Source organism: Salinibacter sp. 10B (assembly GCF_002954405.1).
Classification (GTDB): Bacteria; Bacteroidota; Rhodothermia; order Rhodothermales; family Salinibacteraceae; genus Salinibacter.
On sequence record NZ_MQWC01000004.1, the window covers coordinates 2,239,929 to 2,262,041 of the forward strand.

The 22,113-nt window shown below is 61.4% G+C and carries 18 protein-coding genes; 11 read left to right on the forward strand and 7 right to left on the reverse strand.

The window, feature by feature from the left end:
- The first annotated feature begins 2 nt into the window (after window positions 1–2).
- From BSZ35_RS09295 to BSZ35_RS09315, 5 genes are all read left to right on the forward strand, one after another.
- The gene (locus tag BSZ35_RS09295) at window positions 3–629 is read left to right on the forward strand and encodes a sugar transferase (RefSeq protein ID WP_105012173.1); all 627 of its coding nucleotides are present in this window, start codon (window positions 3–5) and stop codon (window positions 627–629) included.
- A complete protein-coding gene (locus tag BSZ35_RS09300) occupies window positions 622–1,263 on the forward strand; it encodes an acetyltransferase (RefSeq protein ID WP_181149265.1) in 642 nt (213 codons plus the stop codon). Before BSZ35_RS09295 ends, BSZ35_RS09300 begins: the two co-directional genes overlap by 8 nt.
- 12 nt (window positions 1,264–1,275) lie before the next feature.
- A complete protein-coding gene (locus BSZ35_RS09305; RefSeq protein ID WP_105012175.1) occupies window positions 1,276–2,475 on the forward strand; it encodes a glycosyltransferase family 4 protein in 1,200 nt (399 codons plus the stop codon).
- Between the two features lie 64 nt (window positions 2,476–2,539).
- Window positions 2,540–4,105, forward strand: a complete 1,566-nt coding sequence (locus BSZ35_RS09310; protein ID WP_105012176.1) for a polysaccharide biosynthesis protein — start codon at window positions 2,540–2,542, stop codon at window positions 4,103–4,105.
- Window positions 4,106–4,291: 186 nt separating this feature from the next.
- Window positions 4,292–9,325 carry a C25 family cysteine peptidase gene (locus BSZ35_RS09315; RefSeq protein ID WP_105012177.1) on the forward strand — a complete coding sequence of 1,678 codons (5,034 nt, stop codon included), beginning with the start codon at window positions 4,292–4,294 and terminating at the stop codon, window positions 9,323–9,325.
- A gap of 14 nt (window positions 9,326–9,339) precedes the next feature.
- On the opposite strand, the gene BSZ35_RS09320 is transcribed toward BSZ35_RS09315, so the two are convergent.
- The 4 genes from BSZ35_RS09320 to BSZ35_RS09335 form a co-directional block, all read right to left on the reverse strand.
- A complete protein-coding gene (locus BSZ35_RS09320) occupies window positions 9,340–10,497 on the reverse strand; it encodes a glycosyltransferase (RefSeq protein ID WP_105012178.1) in 1,158 nt (385 codons plus the stop codon).
- Window positions 10,498–10,708: 211 nt separating this feature from the next.
- Entirely contained in the window at window positions 10,709–11,704 is a 996-nt protein-coding gene (locus BSZ35_RS09325) for a glycosyltransferase family 2 protein (RefSeq protein WP_105012179.1), read from the reverse strand.
- 49 nt (window positions 11,705–11,753) lie between these two features.
- Window positions 11,754–12,737, reverse strand: a complete 984-nt coding sequence (locus BSZ35_RS09330) for a glycosyltransferase family 2 protein (protein ID WP_105012180.1) — start codon at window positions 12,735–12,737, stop codon at window positions 11,754–11,756.
- Window positions 12,734–14,026, reverse strand: a complete 1,293-nt coding sequence (locus BSZ35_RS09335; RefSeq protein ID WP_105012181.1) for an FAD-dependent oxidoreductase — start codon at window positions 14,024–14,026, stop codon at window positions 12,734–12,736. The genes BSZ35_RS09330 and BSZ35_RS09335 overlap by 4 nt, the downstream gene beginning before the upstream one ends.
- 153 nt (window positions 14,027–14,179) lie before the next feature.
- Here BSZ35_RS09335 and BSZ35_RS09340 point away from each other — a divergent pair, with 153 nt between their 5' ends.
- From BSZ35_RS09340 to BSZ35_RS09350, 3 genes are all read left to right on the forward strand, one after another.
- On the forward strand, window positions 14,180–15,514 hold the full coding sequence (locus BSZ35_RS09340) for an oligosaccharide flippase family protein (protein WP_105012182.1): 1,335 nt from the start codon (window positions 14,180–14,182) through the stop codon (window positions 15,512–15,514).
- Window position 15,515: 1 nt separating this feature from the next.
- On the forward strand, window positions 15,516–16,463 hold the full coding sequence (locus BSZ35_RS09345) for a sulfotransferase (protein ID WP_105012183.1): 948 nt from the start codon (window positions 15,516–15,518) through the stop codon (window positions 16,461–16,463).
- 141 nt (window positions 16,464–16,604) lie between these two features.
- Window positions 16,605–17,372: a response regulator transcription factor gene (locus BSZ35_RS09350; protein WP_105012184.1), complete on the forward strand. Its 768-nt coding sequence runs from the start codon at window positions 16,605–16,607 to the stop codon at window positions 17,370–17,372.
- Between the two features lie 48 nt (window positions 17,373–17,420).
- On the opposite strand, the gene mltG is transcribed toward BSZ35_RS09350, so the two are convergent.
- The 3 genes from mltG to tsaD form a co-directional block, all read right to left on the reverse strand.
- On the reverse strand, window positions 17,421–18,464 hold the full coding sequence (gene mltG / locus BSZ35_RS09355) for an endolytic transglycosylase MltG (protein WP_105012185.1): 1,044 nt from the start codon (window positions 18,462–18,464) through the stop codon (window positions 17,421–17,423).
- 24 nt (window positions 18,465–18,488) lie between these two features.
- Window positions 18,489–19,172: an SGNH/GDSL hydrolase family protein gene (locus BSZ35_RS09360; RefSeq protein ID WP_105012186.1), complete on the reverse strand. Its 684-nt coding sequence runs from the start codon at window positions 19,170–19,172 to the stop codon at window positions 18,489–18,491.
- An 80-nt stretch (window positions 19,173–19,252) separates the two neighbouring features.
- Window positions 19,253–20,263 carry a tRNA (adenosine(37)-N6)-threonylcarbamoyltransferase complex transferase subunit TsaD gene (tsaD, locus tag BSZ35_RS09365; protein ID WP_105012187.1) on the reverse strand — a complete coding sequence of 337 codons (1,011 nt, stop codon included), beginning with the start codon at window positions 20,261–20,263 and terminating at the stop codon, window positions 19,253–19,255.
- 206 nt (window positions 20,264–20,469) lie between these two features.
- Here tsaD and BSZ35_RS09370 point away from each other — a divergent pair, with 206 nt between their 5' ends.
- The 3 genes from BSZ35_RS09370 to rsfS all read left to right on the forward strand — a co-directional run bounded on the left by BSZ35_RS09370 (window position 20,470) and on the right by rsfS (window position 22,105).
- Complete coding sequence (locus BSZ35_RS09370; protein WP_105012188.1) at window positions 20,470–20,994, forward strand: hypothetical protein; 525 nt, start codon at window positions 20,470–20,472, stop codon at window positions 20,992–20,994.
- 100 nt (window positions 20,995–21,094) lie between these two features.
- Window positions 21,095–21,556: a LytR C-terminal domain-containing protein gene (locus tag BSZ35_RS09375; protein WP_105012189.1), complete on the forward strand. Its 462-nt coding sequence runs from the start codon at window positions 21,095–21,097 to the stop codon at window positions 21,554–21,556.
- A gap of 78 nt (window positions 21,557–21,634) precedes the next feature.
- Window positions 21,635–22,105 carry a ribosome silencing factor gene (rsfS, locus tag BSZ35_RS09380; protein WP_105012190.1) on the forward strand — a complete coding sequence of 157 codons (471 nt, stop codon included), beginning with the start codon at window positions 21,635–21,637 and terminating at the stop codon, window positions 22,103–22,105.
- Window positions 22,106–22,113: the final 8 nt, after the last annotated feature.

The window sequence follows — 22,113 nt, forward strand, 5'->3', positions numbered from 1 at the left end:
CAATGTCGCCCCCCTATACTCCTTATGCCGTCTCGAAGCGGCTCTTCGACGTCGCTGGGGCAGCTCTTCTGCTGCTGATCCTGTCTCCCCTTCTGGCCCTCGTGGCGACGGCCATCTGGCTGGACGATGGGCGCCCCATACTCTTCACCCAAGAACGCACCGGACGCCACGGCACCCTGTTTCAAATTTTAAAATTCCGCACCCTCACCCCCGGTCCGAAAGACCCCACCCGCCCCTCCGCTCACACAACCCGAGTGGGGGCTCCGCTCCGCCGTTGGGCCATTGACGAGTGTCCCCAACTGTGGAACGTGCTCCGGGGAGAGATGAGCCTCGTGGGGCCGCGTCCCGCTCTGCCTCGACAAGTGAAGAAATACACGCCCCGTCAGCGCATCCGCCTCCAGGTGCGCCCGGGACTAACAGGATGGGCACAAATTCACGGACGCAACGTCCTTTCCTGGGCCGAACGCATCAGTCATGACATCTGGTATATCCGACATCGAGGATTCTGGCTCGACCTCACCATCCTGGGCCGCACTCCTCTCGTACTCATTCGGGGCATCGGGGTGTACGGCCCGGACGGTCGCAACCCCACAGTCCGTTCCCCTAGATCGGACTCCACCCATGCCTGACTCTCCCTCTCTTGTCATCGTTGGGGCCGGGGGGTTGGGCCGTGGCGTCGCTGCTCTCGTTGAGGCAGCCGATACGGAGACTCCGTCCTGGGACCTCCGTGGCTTTGTCGACGACAACGAGGATTTGCTCGGCTCCTCGGTGATGGGATACCCTGTACTAGGGAATACGGACTGGCTCTCTCACCAGCAGGACATATACTTCACCATCGCGATTGGGGACGGAACCCACCGGAAGCGGGTCGCAGAGCGCCTCCACCAACCCGATCTGTTCCCAGCTGTCGTCACGCACCCTTCCACCTCCTCTCACCGAACGAATCAAATTGCCGCAGGAACGATTGTGCGCGCCGAAACCGCCCTGGCCGTGAACCTCCAAATTGGGCCCCATGTCGTGATTAATATGGGATGCACCCTCGGCCACGACAGCGTGATCGACGCCTTCGCCACCCTGCATCCCGGAACGCACATCTCAGGGGGAGTCCACCTCGAACACGGCGTTTCGATGGGAACAGGATCCGTCGTCCTCCCCAAAGTCACGATTGGGCAAAATACGACCGTCGGAGCTGGAGCGGTCGTCACTGAAGACCTTCCTCCCCATTGCACCGCTGTTGGTGTGCCTGCACGTCCGCAATTCTAATGCCTCTTGCGCATGAATATCGCCATCTTCCTCCAATACTACCACACGCCGGACTGCCCCACGGCCGCCCGGCCGTACGCACTCGTCAAGCGTCTGGCGCAGGATCATGACGTAACTGTGATTACGACTCGCTCGTGGGAGCCCAGACGGCTTTCTCAAGACTTCCCGTGGGTTCCTTCAGGTGCCAATCTCGTGCGCTTCGACGTGCCCTATCACAACTCAATGTCGTCTCTGGAGCGCCTCCGCGCCTTTCTTTCGTACGCCGTTCGAGCCGTTGCCCATGGCTTTCGGATGCCCCCTCCTGACTTGATTATCGGCTCCTCCCCTCCCCTATCAGCAGCGATGGTCGCGGCAGGAGTGGCCTCTCTCCGTGGCCTCCCGTGGATTTTCGAAGTGCAGGACCTCTGGCCGGAATTCCCCATCCAGATGGGAGCAATTCCCGGCCCTGGGCTCCCCTCCCTTCTATACGGACTCGAGTCCGCACTCTACCGGAGCGCGACCCACGTCGTACCGGTTTCCCCGGACATGGAACGCCACGTCCACACCCTTGCCCCAAACGCCTCAACGACATCTCTGGAGTACGGTACGGACCTTCAACTCGTCGCAGATATCACGGACGATCAGCGATCGAGAATGCGACGAGATCTTTCAATCGACCGCCCCTCTCTCGTGCTCTATGCCGGGAAGTTTGGCCGGGCCAACGCAATTCCCACCCTGCTCGACGCGGCCCAACAATTGTCCGATCGCTCCGATCTTCTCTTCGCTTTTGCCGGACGGGGCTATTACGACTCCGCCGTTCAGCAGGCTGCCGATCAGCATGATCACATTCGGGCCATCGATCCTCTTCCGTACCCGGACACCCTGGCGCTCTTTTCACTGGCGGACGTGTCGCTCGTCTCCTTCCTCGACCGCCCGGTGTTAGCAGCCAACTCCCCCAGCAAGCTATACGACAGCCTCGCGACCGGGACGCCCGTCGTCGTAACCAACCCCGGCTGGACCAAACGGCTCGTGGAACGGCACGCGTGTGGCTGGTACACCCCGCCGGAATCGCCGACTCGCCTCGCCCACCGGCTCCGGCGCGTCTTCGACAACCCCGACCGTCTGGAAGAAGCGGGCAGAAATGCCCGAACCGTCGCCCATCAGCAGTTCGACCGGGCCGCACTAATGAACCAATATGCCAGCCTCATTGATAACGTGAGAGGGTCGACCTGAAGGTCTCATCGGTTTTCGTACGACCCGTTGCCCCCCGACTCCCAGATCTCTCGGCCTCGAACTGATGTCTCGTCCTTTCAATCTGACCCGCTCCGTTTTCGACGAAAAGGCTCCGGGAGGACTTTCCCCGTTCCTCTTACTCCCAGATTTTTTCATCCTCTATTTCGGGCTCCTCGTCGGCCATAAACTCCGTTTCGGAACGTGGCTTCTCCCCCACATCACGGACTGGAGCCTGTCGATCTTCATCATTCTCGGGGTGTACGTAGTCGCTCTTTGGTCCAGTGGGCTCTACACGATGGACCCGCGGGAGATGCATCTCGACGAGTTTATCGACGTGGGCGGTCGGCTTGTGGGCGCCTGGACAGCCTCCATCGCCTTTACGTACGTCACGGATCCGGCCAACCTGCCCCCGCGGGGCATGATGGTCACACACGGACTCGTCACCCTCGTCGGCGTGCTCGGCCTCCGCGCTCTCCTGCGACGCACCCTTGAGTATGCCCATCGCTCATCCGCCCCGGAGAAGAAAACGTCTCTCCCATCTCGCCCCAACATTCAACTGAGCGACCTCGTCGCCCGAGATCCGATCCACATCGACCGGTCGGCCCTCCGGGACTTCTTCTCGAACCGAACAGTGCTCGTAACGGGGGCCGGCGGCTCGATCGGCTCGGAACTGAGCGCCCAGCTTCTCGACCTCAACCCCTTCCGCCTGGTACTCGTCGACGTGAGCGAGCACAACCTCTACCATCTCGAACGGTCGCTTCGGACCCGGTCCTACGACGGCGACCTCGAATTCTGCATTGCCGACGTGCGCGACGAGACTGTCATCAACGGCCTCATGACCCGCGAGCAGCCGGACGTCGTACTCCATACTGCTGCGTACAAGCACGTCCCCCTCATGGAACGGCACCCGGCCGAGGCCTTCCGCAATAACACAATGGCCACCGTTCACCTCCTCCGGCTCTCGGAGCAGCATGACGTGGAGCAATTCACGTTCGTCTCGACCGACAAAGCCGTAGAGCCGACCAGCGTACTGGGCGCCACGAAGCAGTTGGCTGAATGGTACGTCCAGACGGCCCCGCCCTCGATGCACAGCACCACGGTCCGATTCGGAAACGTGTTCGGCAGCCAGGGAAGTGTAATTCCACACTTTGAGGAGAAGTTGGCCGCCGGCCATGCTCTCCCCGTGACACATCCGGACATGGAGCGGTACTTTATGACGAGTGACGAAGCCTGCCGCCTGATTCTGCAAACGCTGCTGTTCAACGATCATCCCGTCCACATTCTGAAAATGGGCGACCCGGTACGGATCCAGTGGCTGGCCGAGCAGCTGGTCGAGCGCTACTACCCGCACGTGGATCCCGAGTCGATGATCGAATTCGTGGGCCGCCGCCCCGGCGAAAAGCTCAGCGAGCAACTAACGCACGCCAACGAGACCGTACATTCCACGTCCCACCCCAGCATCCTCGGGCTCGATGCCCCGGTCCCATACAGCCGACGCACGTTGGAAGCCCACTTCCACCAGTTGCAGGCATTATGCGATCCGGCGCAAGGAGCCCGCGAACAGCTTCGTCAACGCCTGCTGAGCAGTTCTCCTGAAGCCTCGTTCTCCTCTCCGCACTCCGCCTCCTGATTCCGCAGACCGTCGTTGTCCCCCTGAACCGGTGCAGTGCCCCACCCGTAACAGCCGACGACTGTTTTCCTCCCTAAACCCCGTGCCCCTTCTCGTTGGTCGGCCCTGACAGGAGAACCGAGGCTGGCCCGAAGACGCCCCTCGGGCCACGCACGCCTTCTTCATGAGAGCTCCGCTCGTCGCTCTATGCTCCGTTCGTCTCTACTCGCCGTACTGGTTTACAGCACAATCCTGGCCCCGGGGCTCGCCCGGGCACAAGTGTCCGGCTCCTACGACGCGTCGTGGTACGATGCGGACGCTCCCCACGTCCGCATTGCTGTGGTGGAAGACGGAGTGTATCGCGTCACAGGGGCGGCGCTCCAATCGGCCCTGCCGGCCGGAACGACCCTCGGGGAAATTCCGGACTCGACCCTTCGCCTGTACGAAAACGGCCAGGAAATCCCGCTTCACGTGAGCGGGCCGCAGGATGGCACCTTCGGTACGTCGGATGCAATTCACTTCGTCGGGCACCGAAACCGCGGCACCGACGAGTTGTGGGCGTACGAGACCCCGAGCGACCAGAGCAGTCCGTACCGCAGCCTCTATACCGACACCACGCACTACTGGCTCACGTGGGGCGGAGAGACGACAGGCCAACGCTACACCTCGCCGTCGTTTGCCTCCACGACGCCCACAGCCTCACTCCGCGACACGGTTCACGTGGAAGAAGACAACCGGTACTACTACGGGCGCCCGTACGAGAGCGGCGACGCCTTCTACACCGAATCGGAAGGCTACTACTGGCGCCGGTTCTCTCACAACAACACCGGAACCATCCAGGACACGTACACGCTGCCGGTGTCCCGACGCACCAATACCTCTGATCAATTGAACGTGTCGGTGCGGCTGGACGCCGAGACGAATTCGTGCCATCGGGTGCGAGTCGAGGCAGAGCTTCAACAGAGCGGGGGCGGGGTGGCCTTCGAGGCACTCGACACTGTCGAATGGCAGGGGTATCAACGACAAACCGTCACCGCCTCCATCGACCAGAATCGGGTCCCTAGCGATCTTCGAGTGCGGATCGTCTCGATCAACCAGAATTTCTCTGATTCCAACTGTCCCGCCCCTGGCAGCACGCCCAACTACGTCCTCCTCGACTATCTGGAAGCCGACTACGTTCGCCGGCTTGCGGCCGCCAACGACGCGCAGCGCTTCGTTGCCCCCTCGGGCACCAACTACACCTTTTCGCTCAGCGGCTATTCGAGCAGTCGCGTAGAGGTCTACAATCCCGCCGACGCCCGGCGCTACGTGCTTTCTACGACCGGCGGAACAGGAACAGTGTCTGCTTCCCCGACAGGTCCGAATACACCGTTCTGGACCGTGGGCCAGCAGTCCTTCAAGTCGCCTGCCTCTCTTCGTCCCGACAAGTCGAGCGACTGGTCGGTGGCCTCGGCCCACGGGGCCGACTACGTGATCCTCACCACAGAAGCCCTGCTTTCCTCCGCGCGCGAGTTGGCGGAGTATCGACGCACACAAAGCGACTATGAGGTCGCAGTAGTACAGATCCAGAACGTGTTCGACGAGTTCGACTATGGGCGCCCTACGCCCATCGCAATCCGGCGCTTCGCCCGCGCCACGCAGTCCTGGTCGCCCGCCCCGCAGTTCCTCACCATTTTTGCAGATGCGCCCTATCCCATCGATCCGGGGCTTTCCCGTTCTCGTGCAGAGTGGGCCGTCCCCTCGTTCGGCTACTCGCCCTCCGACGGCTGGTACGTCATGCAGGCAAACGGACCCAGCGATTGGACGGAGTTCATGGCCGTCGGCCGCATTCCGGTCCGAAATAACGCGCAGGGGGAGCTCTTTGTCGATAAGCTGTCGACCTACGAGAATGCCGCCCCCGCGGCCTGGCAAAAACGCATGATGCTGCTGGCCGGGGGCACGAGCGAGAGCGAACAGAGCTCTCTGCAGTTCTACTCCAACCAGTGGGGCGAATTGGCCACCGGCACGGCCGACACCCTCTATGCCGCCGGGATGGATACCTTGCGCTACTATAAGCAGGCAGACGATGCACTCGATACGAGCTTCCAGGACTCTTTGTCCGTAGACCTTGAGCGGGGCGCCGGTTGGTTGAGCTACTTTGGGCACTCCGCCGCGCAGACGTGGGAAATTGTCACCGAAGCGCCGAAGGAGTGGGAGAACGCCGGTCGGCTCCCCGTCATCCTCTCTCTCGGCTGTAAAACGGGATCCTTTGCGGGGGGGCGTTACTCAGAACGGGGCGCCCCCTCTCTGGGCGAACAGCTCGTCGTGGGAACGCTCGGGAGTGACTCCTCCCCCGTGGACGGCTCCCGAAGTGGAGGTATCGCGCATTGGGGCACGTCGGCCCTGGGCAATCGGCTGCCCTCCGCTCGCCTGGGCGACGAGCTCACACACAGGGTCTTTCAGGATACTATGCGGGTGCTGGGCACGGCCATTCAAGAGGCCAAAGCATCAATTGCCCGCGACTTTGGATCAAGCAGTCTCTATCAACGCCACTTGCTTACCTACGGCCTGCTCGGCGACCCTGCCACTCGGATCGCAATTGCGGAACAGCCCGACTTCCATTTGTCTGAGGATCAGATTTCGATTTCCCCATCGGCTCCCGTCCCCGCCGAGCCGCTCTCGGTCAACGTCACGCTTCGCAATTACGGCCTAGTGCCCCGCGACAGCGTGGGCCTTCAGTTCACGTGGCAGCGCCCCGACGGCTCACAGGTGCAGCGCACTGCTCGCTTCCCTCGATTCGCGCTGCACCAGGACACGTCGTACACCTTCATCCCTGATGAGCGCGCCCTGGGCCCAAATACGTTCCGGGCTGTTGCCGACTGGTCAAACACCTACGACGAAGCCAACGAAACGAATAACAGTGCCGAGCAGACCCAAGTAGTCTTTGACACGGGCATCGATCTGATTCGACCTGCGGATCAGGGCATCGTGCAGTCGCCCTCTCCTACCCTCCGGACCAGTGTGCTCCGGCGCACGACCGAGACGGTGCCCGTGCAGATTCAACTCGACTCTGTTCCTGACTTCAGTTCGCCGGCCCGGCAAGAAGCGCGTCTTGACGCATCGTCGGCCGTAACCGAGTGGTCCCCGAGCAGTGCATTGCAGGAGGGCACCACGTACTACTGGCGAGCCCGGGTCGACCGTTCGGACCCGCCCTCTTCCTGGACGCAGGCCAGCTTCACGGTCCGCTCCTCGTTTCAAACCGATGGGTGGATGCAGCAGAATCGGCAGTTTCAAGTCAATCGACAGAACCGACTCTCCCATCAGGGTCCTTCCTGGACCTTCAACTCCTTCACTCGCGAAATCATCACCTTCTCCGAGCGAGGAAGCGGATCGAGAAACTTCGGGTTCGTCGTCGGGGGGACCCAGCGCTACGTACGACTCGGCTTCGGTTTCGGGGTTCTGGTGATAGACGGAAAAACAGGCCGCGTAAAAGGGGCCAGTAGTTTCCCCACCTACGAGCTGCCCGACCGCTTCACCGACCCAGAGATCGGCGACACGCAACAGGCAATCAACAGTCTGCGCGACTTCCTCGACCAGCATGTCGAATCAGGCGACTACGTCTTCACCCGAACCCGACACCTCGCCGGCGGCGGGAGCGCTCCCGTTCCCGATGAGGTCACGTCCCTCTTTCAAAATCTAGGCTCTTCTCCCACCCCAGAAGACTACTCGACGGCCATCGACACCCTCACATACGACCACCTCTGGGTGATGAAGGCTCGATACGGATTCCCCGACGCCACTGTCGAGCAGGTGTCTCCGCCATCCGAGGCCTCGTCCGTGAATGAAATTGAGCTCTCCTCTACCCCCTCCTTCCGTTACCCACGCGGCACGACTACGACCCCCCTCATTGGTCCGGTAACTGCGTGGGAAACGATGCGCTGGCAGACGAGTCCCTCCGATGCGAGCGACGACCTCCAGATTGACGTTCTCGCTCGTGATTCGACGCTCCTCGTTTCGGATGTAGGTGGCCTGAACGGAGAGCGCGACCTCAGCTCAATCGATCCGTCTGCGCATCCCTACGTCCGCCTCCGCGCCACCCTCACCGACTCAACGAATCGCACTGCTCCCAACCTTTCGCGGTGGAGCGTAGGGTACACCGGAGTGCCCGAACTTCTCACCGACCCGGCGCAGTTGCAGTCGATTCCCGACACCCTCCAGGAAGGCGCCTCGCAATCAGTGTCGCTGCCGGTGTTCAACCTTGGACCGGTGGCCTCCGCCCCTGTGCGCGTCCGATACGACCTCGTGGATGCAACCAACACGCGAACGACCCTCGCCATCGACACCCTCGGCGTCATTGATGCCGGGGCAGAAAAGACGAGCTCCCTCTCCTTCTCCACAGCGGATCGTCGTTCAGGGGCCACTCTTCTTGCCGTAACGATCGAGTCCGACGGTCCTCCCGAGCGAATCACCTACAACAATACGGCCCTCCGAAACTTCTACATCCAATCCGACGACACGCCGCCCACCCTAGAGGTCCTCGCCGAAGGCCGGGAACTCCCGCCAACCCCCGACGCCATCCAAAACCTGCAGGATCCCAGCCTGCCGTTCGTCCCCACAAACCCGACGCTCGAAATCCAGGTGCGGGACAACAACCCCTACCTCCGGCTCAAGGACACCTCCTACGTGGAGGTGTACCTAAAAGAGGGGCTTCCCTCAGATGGGCCGGACCTCATCTCGAACTATCAGCGGATTCCCTTTTCTGGCCCCACCCTGACCTTCCAGGCCCCCGAAGACGACGAAGAGAATCGAGCGCGCGTTCTGTACGAGCCCACTCTTCCCTCGAAGGACCAGACCTACACGCTGAAGGTGGAGGCGCAGGACGCGCAGGGCAACGAGGGGGAACCACACGCCGTGACGTTCAGGGTACAAACCGAACAGGTGATCACGGACCTGTATCCGTACCCCAATCCAATGAGCGACCACACCCAGTTTGCCTTTCAGGTCCAGGGGGGGAATACACGTCCCACCGACTTTTCGCTTCGGATTTACACGCTCAGCGGCCGCCTCGTTCGTGAATTCGAAGGATCCGACGTGAACGAGGGGGCAGGACTTCGCAAGACCGGATGGAATATGCTCACCTGGAATGGGCGAGACGAGGACGGCGACCGCGTCGCAACGGGCGTGTACCTCTACCGGGTCCGGATGGAGGGGGAAGACGGCACGTTTGAGGGCGACGTGGAAAAGATTGCCGTGATCCGATAGACGGCTCGGCGCGCTCACCCAGTGCTCCGGAGAAGACCATCGTACAGCTGCACAAGGCGCCGTCCCATGATCTCCCACCGATACGCCTGCGCCGCCTGTAGCGCAGCCTCGGATCGTTTCCGATACTCCCCTGGGTGCTGGTGCCAATGCTGAATTACGTCGAGGGCCTGTCGGGGCTCGTTGGAGGGCACTACTGCTCCACACTCATGCGTTTCGACAAAGCGACGCCACACCGGAAAATCGGTGCAGAGGATGGGGAGGCCGTAGTGCAGGTATTCGTAAAACTTCGTCGGGATCTTTTCGACCTGATTCGGGTGGTCCGTGCCCAAGACAACGCCTACGTGCGCCTCCGCATAGTGCTGGACGAGCTGGTTCCACGGGACGTACGTGTCCCACCCCACGCGCTCGACCACGTCGCCAAGACCCTCTCGTCGAATGCGTCGCTCCGCCCGACGACGGGACGCCTCGACGTAGCACACACCGACCAACCGAAGTCGTGCATCCAGACCGCCGGCCTTCATGTGCCCCGCCAGATCGATCAGTTGCGAAAGCCCTCGTCCTCCCCCATCGCCCATAACGCCTGTGTAGAGTGTCCGAATCGGTCCTGACCTCGGAAGGGAGCACGGCGCCCGCTGCTCCTCCGCACCCTGCTGGTCTTGTTTCCGATCAAGAGGCTTGTAGTAATTGGCGATCCGCGTGGTCGGCACCTCCTCCGTCTCCACAATGGAAAGGTGCGGTGCGTTGGCCACCACTACGTGATCGACCCACCGAAAGCACCATCGCTCCAGTCCCCGAATCAGCCGCCCCACAATGGGCCCGTGCCATCGGTAGTCTTCATGCATGTCGTAGATGATCTGCCCTTGTGTCTGTCGCTGGAGCAAGCGAGCAAGCGGAAGGAGCTCCGGATCATGGACGTGGTAGCAGTCGGCGTCGAGCGCCACGGCTTCGCGATAGGCCTCCCATTGAAGAAGAAGACGATGCCCCCACCCGGCTCCCTCGGTCAGTGCCCGGAGGGTGAATTTCTCGCTCTCTTCCGACGTACCATTCTGGGCAATCAGGTACGCATCGTACCCAGCCTCCGCCAACGTGCAGAGCTCCTTCCGGACGATCCTCGGATCTTGAGGATGATGCACGGTCGTGATATGTACGATGCGCTTGTCTGAACGCTGCATCTAAGATCTAAGAGACTGTTTTGATTTCACACGATCGCATTTCAGGCTGAGCGTAACGACCGCAGGTCGTCGAAATCTCTCTGTGTTAGGGGCTTCCGAACTATGAACGGTCCCCTCAGGTCGGCGAAACACCTCTGCGATTTTCACTCCGGCCAAAAATCAAAACAGTCTCTAAGAAGGGGCCGGTCCCAAAAGCCCGTGATCAGAAAAGTCAGTGCGTGGAGGGAAACTGTTTGGGATCATAGTATTTCCCTGAACGGCCCGAAATGCCGTGCCAGAAGGCTCGGGCAAGAACGGTGACCCGCAGCCACTTGTGATCATCGAGACACAGCACCGCTACGACACTCCGCAGGAAACGATACAGCCCCACCACATATCCCCTCCAGCGCTGCCGTCGGGTTTGAGCATGCTTGCGCACAATCAGAAGCTCATTTCGAAGGAGGTAGTAGCGTCGCCAGTAACTGTCGATGGGCCGCTCCCCCCAGAACCGAGCCCAAAGGGACGTGGGAATGTCCTTACTCTCCGACGCGTCGTGATGGACGATGCGGCTATCTCGCACCAGATACACGTGCCCCCAATTCGACAGCCGAAGCACGTATTCGTTGTCGTCAGACCGGATAAAAAAGTCGGCTTCCGGCAATCCGACATCGCGAACGGCCTGTGCGCGGACCATCAACCCCACAAAGGTAGCGTAACCAATTTTTTCTACTCCACTCCCCGTCCCAGACACTCGGTCATAGGTCATACGAAACGGCGCGTACCACCCGACTGAGCCCTTCTGAATCGTCCCATCTGGATTTACACGTAGCGACGCGAGTCCCGCTGTCTTCTCTTCGCGATGACGCCCCGATGAAAAGAGCCGTTCGAGAGCGTCGGGATTCGGCTCGGCATCATCATCCATCACCCACATCCACTCCACGTCCCGCGACACTGCCTGCTTCATCCCTTCGTGGAAGCCACCTGCCCCACCCCGGTTCTCGTCGAGCACCCGCAGGGTCACCTCCGGGAAGTCGGCCCGCACCATCGCCGCGGTGCCATCAGTGCTCGCGTTGTCGACGACGATGATCTCTGCAATCGGGTGCGTCTGGTTCTGCAGGGCCTCCAGGCACTGCCGCAAGAGCGCCTTGCGCTCGTAGGTAACCACAATCGCAGCGACCGTAGCAGATTCGGGCTGCTCAGGTGACGGTTCCGATGACGAGATCGACATCACGATTCTGAATGCCCTAATGAGTCGGCAGTGCAACGGGCAAGCGGGATCACTCCGAGGAGGCGTCGAGATAATGCTCCGGATCGACCCGCTTTCCCGTCCGCCCCGTCAAGCCGTCAACGATTCCCCAGAACAGGATCTGGAGCTTTCCCCACTTGTGGGAGCTGTACAGGAACACCGACCCGGCACTTCGGAGTCCCCGGAAAAGCACCCGCGCGTATCCCCGCATCCGCTGGGGGGCGGACGAAACGTGCCGACGGAGGATGAGAAGGCGATTTCTGTATCCGTAGTAATATCGCCAGTAGTAGCTCAATTTGAAATACCGCCAGGGCTTGGCCTCGCCCTTCTCCTGGCTTCGCCTCTCTTCGGATACGTGGTGTGTAACTCGGCTACTCCGCACCAGGTAGATGCGTCCTTCGCTTGCGAGACGAAGACAATACTCCACGTCGTCGTACCACAGGAAAAAGTCCGCCGCCGGAAGTCCTACCCGGTGCACGACATCCACACGACAGAGGAGTCCGACGAAGGCCGCATAGGAGATTTCCGTGCAGTCCTCGTCGGCAGCCGCAACGGGCTCGACCTCGGCGCGCACCGGATCGTACCAGCCGGCCTGGTCGTACTGCGGCCGCCCCGATGGAAACCGCTTCAGGGGACTTAGTGCCACCGTATCGGGGGCCGAATGCACTCCTGAATCGAAAAGCATCTCCAGCGCCGTCTCTGCTGGCTCCGCGTCGTCGTCCATGACCCAAACCCAGTCTACGTCCTGCGCCACTGCCGCCGTCATCCCCTCGTGAAAGCCGCCCGCCCCGCCCTGGTTCTCCTCCAGCGACTGCAAGGTCACCTCCGGGAAGTCGGCCCGCACCATCGCCGCGGTGCCATCAGTGCTCGCGTTGTCGACGACGATGATCTCTGCCACCGGGTGCGTCTGATTCTGCAGGGCCTCCAGGCACTGCCGCAGAAGCGTCTTGCGATTGTAGGTCACCACCACGGCAGCGACCCTCGGTTCAGCGGACGGGGAGGCAGAATCAGTCATTTGCGCACCGTCCCTCCGACGAATAAACCATCCTGCAGGGACTCTGCGATGCCCTGAAAGACCCACCGTCCATAGCGCCCGACCATGAGAATGTCGTGATCGTCCAGGACGCTCAGGGCCTCCTCTTTCCAGGTCGACTGTGGCCAGGACCACGTGTAGGCCACGTCGATCCACGTCGGATCCACAACCTCCGCCTCCTCAATGTATCCCCATCGCGTCAACTCGTCCACGACCGACGCCGCGTACTGGTCCACCTCATCAGCCGACGGCTTCTCGCCGCCCCGATACGCGCGCTCCACGTAGATGCTCACACGGTCGTCCAACCCGTCCGGGAGAAAGTCCTCTTCTACGTTCGAGTAGAAGCCGACCCGGTGAAAGCCGGACTCGCTTTGCGGAACGTAGATCCAGTGATCCTCGGGACACTCGGGACCGCGCACGGCTCCCACGTTCAGGACGAGAACGGACGTGTGCGGATCGGGCCGCGACGGCACCGACAGGTCCGTCATCTCCATCATCTCGTTGAGGGGCAGCGTCGAGACGAGACGGTCGTACCTCTCCGTGGCGCCGTCCTCGAAGGCCACCGTCTTTGTTTCCACGTCCACGTCCACCGCCCGCTTGCCGTATCGCACATCGCACTGGCTCGCGAGGCGCTGCATGAGCGTATTCAGCCCCTCCTCCGGGTAGAGAAACTCGACGTTGTACCCGACCTCCTTGGCCTGCCCGAAGGCCCCCTCCACCACGTCCTCTACGTCGGCGGGCGACTTGTACGGGTCCTGCGGGGCAATCTCTTCGTAGAGTCCTGCCGTGTAGAGATCGTGGAAGGGATCGAAAAAGACCTCACAGAGCGTCTCGCCGAAGCTGCAGTAGAGCCAGTCCTTCATCTTCTGCCGCGGCTCGTCCGGCGCGTGGATCATGTCGGTGAGGGCATCCGCGGCAAGCGCTTCGTCAAATCGCTTCAGGTGATTCTGCAGGGGATACGGCACCCGTAGATCCCGCTCGGGAAGGTACACGGCCGACTGTCGCTCATACTTCTGCATCGGCGTCAAGCGGCGCATGAAACGCTTGGCCGCCGGGTGCCCACCGAAGATCCAGTGGCCGCCGCCGATTTCAAACCGGTAGGTGGGGCACGACGCCGGACGTTCGTGCAATCGCTCGGTGCCGCCCGGCTCCACATAGTACGACGCGCAGATGCCCCCGGGCGCCTCCCGTGCTTCACAAACAGGATGGCCGGAGGCATAGCCCGCAGCGAGGCCCGTGATGCCCCCACCGAGAATGATACAATCGCTCATAAAGACGTGCGTAGTCGATGGAGAACCGTCAAAGTGCCCCGTACCGCGTCGCTCAGAGGTGATGCCCAATGAACTTCCTGCTGTCAGTATATAAGTTTCACAGACTCATGTCCAGCCGTCCCCCCAACTCCCGTTGATGACGCCACGCGCCCTATGCTTCAGCATGTACGGACCCTGCTCCGCCGATGGAGACAATCAATCGCAGCCCGCGGCGCGAGCCTCGTATTCATGACGCGTGTGGTGGGGGCCGGACTCAGTCTCGTCCTCCATGTCCTCCTGGCCCGATGGGCAGGCCCCACCGTGTACGGCACCTACAGCTACGCCATCGCCTGGGTCGCCACCCTCTCCATCGCCGTGGGACTCGGCTTCCCAGAAGCCTCGCTCCGATTTATTCCCACCTACCTCCAATCGGAGAACTGGAAGCCCCTGCACGGAATTGTCCAGCGGGGCGAACGTCTTACACTCCTCATAAGCGTAGCGGTGAGCCTGCTCGTGACAGCAGGCGTCTGGGGACTGCCCTTCGTCCCATCCGGGCCTACCACACAGGCCATTCTCATTGCGTTCTGGGCCCTCCCCTTCTCTGCCCTCGTCCGCTATTATACCGAAGCGTGCCGGGCCGCCGATCAAATTGCCGCTGCATATGCGGCTCCACGGTTGCTTCGTCCCGGCATCATGATTACCGGCATCGCGATGCTAGCGTGGCTTCCGGTCGGCGTACTGAGCGGCCCGTCGGTGACGGCACTGTTCGGGATTGCGCTCCTTCCCATTTTGGCTGTTCAACGGATATCCTTTCGTCGCCTGATCACCGTGGAAAGCCCATCGGTCGCCCCCCAATTCGAGACCCGGCGCTGGCTGCGCGTCGCCATGCCCCTGCTCCTGGTGACCGGCTTTACCACGCTTCTCCGAAAGACGGACCTCCTCTTCGTTGGCTGGATGCTCGACATGCAGGCAGCGGGCCTCTACCAGGCCGCCGTCACCGTTGCTGCCCCCGTAGGCTTCATCCTCAACGCCGTCAATGCCGTGGCCGCGCCCCGCTTTGCCCGGCTTCACGCGAATAATCAGAACCGGAAGCTCCGCCGTTTTGTCCGAACTCTCGCCCACTGGCTCTTCTGGCCCACGCTCGTCTTTTCCCTTCTGATTGCCGTCGGCGCCCCGCTTTTCCTCAACATCTTCGGTCCCGAGTTTAAAACGGCCCAAGCCCCTCTTCTCCTCCTCATCCTCAGTCACCTCATCAATGCCGGCACCGGGTCCGTCGGCCATCTTCTCAACATGACAGGTCACCATCGAGACAGTACACGTGTGTACGGAATCACGACCGTACTCAATCTTGTTATCACGCCGATCTGTATTCACCATTTTGGACTCTGGGGGGCCGCGGCTGCAACGACCGGTTCGGCTCTCGTTTGGAATGCGTGGCTGCATCACGTCGTGCAAAAGCGCCTTGGTCTCACCCCTTCCATCCTTTTCGCAGTGCAACCTTCCCGCTAGGATGTCCTGCCTGCCCACCTTCCTTCTGATCGGTGCCGCTAAATCGGGGACAACGTCGCTGTATCAATACCTCGGACAGCATCCCGAGATTTTCGTTAGTCCTCTAAAGGAGCCAAACTTTTTCGCATTTAAGGGGCAGGACGTGTGTTTCCAAGGCCCCGGCGACGAACGATGCAACCGGCTCTCCATCACCTCTCTGCCTGAATACAAGACCCTCTTTCAGAATACAGACGCACCGGTTCGTGGCGAGGCCTCTCCTTCGTCGCTCGTCTACCCACACGCTCCACACCGAATCGCGGAGCACGTGCCAGACGCAAAACTCCTCGCGGTTTTACGCAACCCCGTGGATCGGGCGTACTCAAACTTTCTCATGATGATCAAGCAAGGACGTGAGCCGCACCGGGACTTCGCCACGGCCCTTGCAAAAGAGGAGCCTCGTCTGGAGGCGGGCTGGAGTTACTTCTGGGGATACAAGAATTTTGGGTTCTACCATAACCAACTGTCTCGGTACTACGATGTATTTCCTAAGGACCAAATATACGTGTGCCTCTTCCGAGACCTCGTTCAGACTCCCTCCGCACTCCTTTCAGATCTCTTTTCTTTTCTTGGTGCAGCCCCTTCCTTTCAGCCGGACATCTTAAAACGGCACAACCCCTCCGGCATTCCTCAATTCGAATCGCTGCACTGGCTGCTCTACCACGCGGGCCTTCGCCCCACTCTCAAGTCTCTCCTTCCCCCTTCAGTGACCCGATTTTTCTCCTCCCACTTCTCCGACATTTCCCAAACCCTCCATCGTTGGAAACAGCACCTGGTACACCATAATCTACGTCGTCCCTCCATGCCCCCCGAGGTGCGTCGTCATCTACAGTCCTTATACCGCGACGACATCCTCCGCCTCCAAGACCTGATCGACCGCGATCTCTCCCACTGGCTCGACGATTCATCCTGAGTAGCCTGTGCTGGCAAACGAAGAGCCAGTTGTGCGTGCCCCCGGAACCCCATCGCACCCACGCTTTACGATCCAGGCAGGCTGGGTTTTTGCTTCTATCGACTTGCCCTCCTATCGCCCGCTCACCGCCCTTCTGCCCTTATGCCCCCGCCCAACGGCCCCACAACGGACACCGAAAATGCCCGCCTACTCATCGTGGAAGACGATCCGGACGTAGGCACCGGTCTCGAAGACTTCTTCTCCATCAAAGGCTACGACGTCACGCGGGTCACGGACGGTGCGGACGCCGTGCAGCAAATGACGATGCTTCCGCCCTACGACGTTGTGCTTCTGGACGTGATGCTGCCGGACAAGGATGGGTTCGAGGTGCTGCGCGAGGCGCGCAAGGCGGGGGTCGACTCGCCCGTTATCATGCTCACGGCCAAGTCGGAGTCAAAACACAAGCTCCGGGGCTTCGACCTGGGGGCCGACGACTACGTAACCAAGCCGTTCGACGCGAAAGAGCTGGCCGCCCGGGTACGGGCTGTCCTCCAGCGCAGCCGTGAACCCGATGAGATGCCGGATGTGGGAGACGTGTACTCGTTCGACGACTATACAATCGACTTCACGGACGAGTCAGCTACGAAGGACGGGGAGGAGATCGAATTTACGGACCTGGAGTTCGACATCCTGGAGTACTTCATCAACCATCGCGGCCGCACTGTGAGCCGCAAACAGCTGCTCCGCGACGTCTGGGGCATCAGCGGCGACATCACCACCCGGACCATCGACCGTCACGTCGCGTCCCTCCGCAAAAAAATCGAACCCGACCCCGACGATCCAACCTACATTCGGACGGTGTACGGCATCGGGTATAAGTTTGTGGAGGACGCGTCGTCCGATGCCGCCGACGAAGACGCAGCGTCTTGATGACCCCGACAGGCTGTCCCGCTGCCACCGCGGCCATGCCTCAGTACTCTACCGCGACGAGCCGTCCGCCTCTCGGGCCCGGCGGTCCATCATCTCGTGATACTCTTCCGCCGCTTGGTTGTGCTCTCGGAGCGTGCGGCTGAAGGTGTGTCCGCCCGTTCCATCGGCGGCAAAGTAAAAGTACTCGTGCCGCTCCGGATTGACGGCGGCCCGCAGTGAGGAGGGAGATGGATTCGTGATAGGCCCGGGCGGCAACCCGTCGATCTGGTAGGTATTGTACGGATGATCGATCTCTAGGTCGCGGTACAGGACGCGACTTGTCCGCTCTCCACGCGTCTGAATGAGCACGTACTGGATCGTCGGGTCGGCCTGTAGGCGCCAGCCCCGTTCCAGCCGATTGAGATACACGCCGGCAATGCGGGGCTTCTCCTGATCCTGTAAGGCCTCCCATTCCACGATGGACGCAAGGGTTACCACCTCTCGCTTCGTGAGCCCGAGGCTATCGGCCCCGGGGGCCAGGCGCCGCTCATAATAGCGGTCGAACGACGTCTTGATGCGGCGCACAATCGTTTCTGCGGGTGTCTGCCAGTAAAACTCATAGGTTTCGGGAAGCATATAGCCGAAGAGGCGAGACGGCGTGGTGCCAACCTCTTGTGCCAGACTCGTATCTCGAAGGGCGCTGAGGAACGCATCGGCGTCCAACTCGAGTCGATTTGCCATCACCTTTGCTACCGTCGACGGGCGGGAGCCGGGCGGAATAATTACCCGCACCGGGGCCTGAAGGCCGCGGCGCAGTTTGTCGAGCAGGCGATAGTTGGAGGTATGCGCCTCAACGCGGTAGTGGCCCGGCTTAATCTGGGCGCCCCATCCCGTGGCCCTGGCCACCAGGCGAAAGGTAGAGGGAACAACGAGGATGTTTTCTGCCTGAAGCGAGTCGACGGTCTGATCCAGCGACGCGCCATTGGGAATGATGAGATCCCGACTCCCATCGTAGGAACCGGTATTCGGGCCGAAAAGGATCGCTCCACCTACGCCGGCCCCAACTCCGAACACGAGGGCGGCAATCAGTACGAGAAGAGACTGTGTTCGCATCGAGACCGGGCTCAGTGTCACAAATCATGCAAAAGCGGCTGTGCGTTCCCCCGTACGGACGGCGGCAAGCCACGCCTGGGCCATGCGGTAGTGTCCCGCAGCAGTTGGATGGACGCCGTCACTGGCCCAGTATGCGGCAGGGGCCTCTTCGAGTGCCTCGTCAAACATGGACTGGTACGGGACCCATGTGGCCCCGTAGTCGACGGCAACCCGCCGGGCGACCTGTCGGTACTCGTCAAAGTGCAGGGCCCACTGCTCATCTACAGTCGAGCTTCCCGGAAGGGCAAACGGCTCTCCAATTACCAGTGTTACGTCCGGATGGGCACTGCAGGTTCGGTCCAGGAGCCTACGATACTGGTGCTCGTAGCGCTCCGGCGTGCCATCGTGCTCTCCCGAAACTGTATACCAGAAGTCGTTCACCCCAACGAGAATGCTCAAAACATCCGGCTGCAGAGCCAGACACTCGTCTTCCCACCGAGCGGCGAGGTCGTGCACCGTATCGCCCCCTACGCCCCGATTATAGCAGATCCAGTCCCGCTTCGGCTGTGTGCCCAGCAAGGTGGAGGCGACGAGTGCCGCGTAGCCGCTCCCCAGACCGGATGGCTCGTTGGGCGCCGCCTTGGTTCGCTGGCGGCCCGTGTCGGTGATCGAGTCGCCCTGAAACACCAGGACCGGCCCGACGGACTCGTTCGACGGATCCGACGACATCACAACTGAGATGGTGTAGACAAGTGCGTACGGGAGACAGAACCAACTGGACGCACCGCCCACTGATCCAACCCCCGGCCTCACTCTTCAATCTGCAGCTGCGGCACGACGTCTAGCGTCGAAGAATGCTCGTCGCCGGCCGCAATCCGGAGCGCTCCTGCATGCGCGATCATGGCCGCGTTGTCCATACAATACGAGAGGTCGGGCACGTACACCTCGAATCCCTCTTCGGCCCCTACGACCGCCCCCCGGCGCCGCAACTCTCGGTTGGCCGCCACGCCGCCCACCACGGCCACGTGCTCAGCGCCCGTCTCCTCCGCAGCCCGGCGCACCGCTCCCACAAGGACATCGACAATCGCCGCCTGCACCGACGCGCAGAGATCGTCGAGATGCTCCGTGAGCACCCGTTCGCGCTCTGCGTCCGAAAAGTTGCGCAGGTAGTAGAGCACTGAGGTTTTGAGCCCACTGAACGAAAAATCGAGATTGTCGAGCCGAGTGCGGGGAAAGTCGTGAAACGTGGGATCGCCGCCTGCCGCCTGCTGATCGATGGCCGGTCCTCCCGGATACGAAAGCCCGAAAAGCTGAGCAATCTTATCGAAGGCCTCTCCGGCGGCGTCGTCGCGAGTGCGCCCGAGCACGGTGTACGAAAAATCCTCCTCGACGTAAACGAGCTCGGTGTGTCCCCCGGAGACGATGAGGCAGAGGTACGGACGCGGGGGCGATGGCGACGCAAAATCGCCCGAGTATAGGTGCCCCTCCAAATGGTTGACCCCAATCAACGGCACGTTGAGGCCGCGGGCGAACGCCTTCGCAAAACTGAGCCCCACGAGCAGGGACCCGGGAAGCCCCGGCCCGTATGTCACCGCTACGGCGTCCAGCGTATCGGCCCCCACCTCGGCCTCGGACAGCGCCTTCTGCACGACGGGCACAATGAGGCGCTGATGGTCGCGCGAGGCCAGTTCCGGCACAACGCCGCCATATTCTTCGTGCAGGTCGTGCTGAGAGGAAATGATATTCGACCGCACAGTGCCATCGTCCAGCACGGCGGCGGCGGTATCGTCACACGAACTTTCAAGACCGAGAACACGCATGAATCGGGGAAGCTAGTGAAAGAATTTCCCAGCCGTCGGGGGGCGGGGACCGTCGTGCCGTTCTCTCCCACGCCTCGGCACCGCCGTGGATTCGCCCCTCACGTCAATCGCGAACAAATCGAGTCGTTTGGGGTATTGTGAAACGACGGAGATGTGTTCGTAACGTCCCTCTTCCTGCCTCCCCTCCAAAGACGATTTCGGCTCCCATGCGAACCGCGCTCCCGCTCTTGTGCCTTGTTCTCACGCTGAGCCTTACGGCCCCGGCGGACGCCCAGCTCCGCGAAACGGCCCAACAAAACCGGTCGGTGCAAACCCAGTTGTACGACTCGGGGTCGGCGGCCGCCAATGCCCTCCAGTCGCTGTTTGGAGCCGAGCACTTTCGCATGAGTCATAGCTACTCGGCGTCGTTCTCCTCCTTCGGTGGCCAGTCGGCCTCAATGGGAATGTACACGAACTCCATGATGTGGCAGTTCAACTCCGACTGGGCCGCCCGCATGGACGTGAGCGTGTCGCATCCGTTCACCCAAACGAGCGGCTTTGGACAACAGCAGGCACGGGTATTTATCCGCAACGCGGAGGTGGCCTACAAGCCCTCCGATAAATTCCAGGTGCGCATGCAGTTTCAACAGAGTCCCTACGGACGATACATGAGTCCGTACGGCTATCACAGCCCCTACAGCCGCGGCATCACCGCGCCCACAGCGACCGGCGATCTCTTCTGGAAAAAATAGCCGCGCTGGATGATACGAATCGATTCGCTACATCACGGCGCGGCATGCCCCGGGGCATGTCGCGCTTTTGTGTTGGCACGCCTGGCCCCTTCTCTCGTCTATGGTTTCGTGGTCCCGCGTTCGGAATGGCCTTTTAAACGCCGCTCTGGCGATTGGCGGCCTGTGTGTAGCGGTGCTCCTCTATGGCCTCGTCACGCGCGTGCTCATTCCCCAACCCGATCCGCGGCGGTCGCCCGGCGGCTCAAACCTTGTGGGATCCATTATTCAGGTCGAGGTGCGCAACGGGGTCGGCGTCGATCGCCTTGCCGCCGAAACGACGCACTACCTCCGCGATCGTGGGTTCGACGTGGTCGACGTGGGCAATTACAAGACCTTTACCCAGAAACGCTCCGTCGTCATCGATCGTGTGGGCGACCCCGAGGCCGCCCGAAAAGTCGCCGAAGCGCTGGGCCTTCCGCCCGATCGCGTGGAACAGGAAATTCGGCGCCAGTACTACCTCGATGCCTCCGTCATCATCGGGCACGACTACAAACAGCTTCACCCCTTTCACAACCAGCAGTAGCCTCCCTCCCAGCCGGGATGGAGGCAAAACGGTTCTCCGTACTCCGTCACTCATTCCCGCAACCAATGCTCTAAGTGTATGGCTTCCCCCGACCAAACATCGACTGCAGACCCTTCCGTCCGTCAACCTCCGCGCAACCCCGGCCACGTGCTGGCGGCCCATGCCGTAGACGCCATGGCCGAAAAGAAGGCCAAAGACATCACGGTAATCGACCTGCGCGACGTGAGCAATATGGCGGACTTCTTCGTCATCGGCACCGGCGAATCCGACCTTCAGGTCCGGGCCATCGCCAATGGGGTCATCGACCGAATTGAGGAAGAATGCGACGAGCAGCCGTGGAAACGAGAGGGACTCGACCATGCCCGGTGGGCTGTAGTCGACTACGTCGACCTCGTCGTGCACGTCTTCCTGCCGTCGCGGCGCGACCACTATCGCATTGAGCGACTCTGGGGCGAGGCCGACCGGGCCGAGGTCCCTGAAGATGGCGACGTATCGGACGTGGAGCTTCTGCAGGAGCTCCTCAATCAGTCGCCGGAGGAGGAGGAATAGTCCGAATC

Coding starts and splice junctions, on each gene's coding strand:
- BSZ35_RS09320 (WP_105012178.1), bottom strand. CDS start 10,497: ATGCAGCGTTCAGACAAGCGCATCGTACATATCACGACCGTGCATCAT.
- BSZ35_RS09370 (WP_105012188.1), top strand. CDS start 20,470: ATGCGAACCGCGCTCCCGCTCTTGTGCCTTGTTCTCACGCTGAGCCTT.
- BSZ35_RS09295 (WP_105012173.1), top strand. CDS start 3: ATGTCGCCCCCCTATACTCCTTATGCCGTCTCGAAGCGGCTCTTCGAC.
- mltG (WP_105012185.1), bottom strand. CDS start 18,464: ATGCGAACACAGTCTCTTCTCGTACTGATTGCCGCCCTCGTGTTCGGA.
- BSZ35_RS09360 (WP_105012186.1), bottom strand. CDS start 19,172: ATGTCGTCGGATCCGTCGAACGAGTCCGTCGGGCCGGTCCTGGTGTTT.
- BSZ35_RS09340 (WP_105012182.1), top strand. CDS start 14,180: ATGCTTCAGCATGTACGGACCCTGCTCCGCCGATGGAGACAATCAATC.
- BSZ35_RS09330 (WP_105012180.1), bottom strand. CDS start 12,737: ATGACTGATTCTGCCTCCCCGTCCGCTGAACCGAGGGTCGCTGCCGTG.
- BSZ35_RS09375 (WP_105012189.1), top strand. CDS start 21,095: ATGGTTTCGTGGTCCCGCGTTCGGAATGGCCTTTTAAACGCCGCTCTG.
- BSZ35_RS09315 (WP_105012177.1), top strand. CDS start 4,292: ATGCTCCGTTCGTCTCTACTCGCCGTACTGGTTTACAGCACAATCCTG.
- tsaD (WP_105012187.1), bottom strand. CDS start 20,263: ATGCGTGTTCTCGGTCTTGAAAGTTCGTGTGACGATACCGCCGCCGCC.
- BSZ35_RS09310 (WP_105012176.1), top strand. CDS start 2,540: ATGTCTCGTCCTTTCAATCTGACCCGCTCCGTTTTCGACGAAAAGGCT.
- BSZ35_RS09305 (WP_105012175.1), top strand. CDS start 1,276: ATGAATATCGCCATCTTCCTCCAATACTACCACACGCCGGACTGCCCC.
- BSZ35_RS09335 (WP_105012181.1), bottom strand. CDS start 14,026: ATGAGCGATTGTATCATTCTCGGTGGGGGCATCACGGGCCTCGCTGCG.
- BSZ35_RS09325 (WP_105012179.1), bottom strand. CDS start 11,704: ATGTCGATCTCGTCATCGGAACCGTCACCTGAGCAGCCCGAATCTGCT.
- rsfS (WP_105012190.1), top strand. CDS start 21,635: ATGGCTTCCCCCGACCAAACATCGACTGCAGACCCTTCCGTCCGTCAA.
- BSZ35_RS09345 (WP_105012183.1), top strand. CDS start 15,516: ATGTCCTGCCTGCCCACCTTCCTTCTGATCGGTGCCGCTAAATCGGGG.
- BSZ35_RS09350 (WP_105012184.1), top strand. CDS start 16,605: ATGCCCCCGCCCAACGGCCCCACAACGGACACCGAAAATGCCCGCCTA.
- BSZ35_RS09300 (WP_181149265.1), top strand. CDS start 622: ATGCCTGACTCTCCCTCTCTTGTCATCGTTGGGGCCGGGGGGTTGGGC.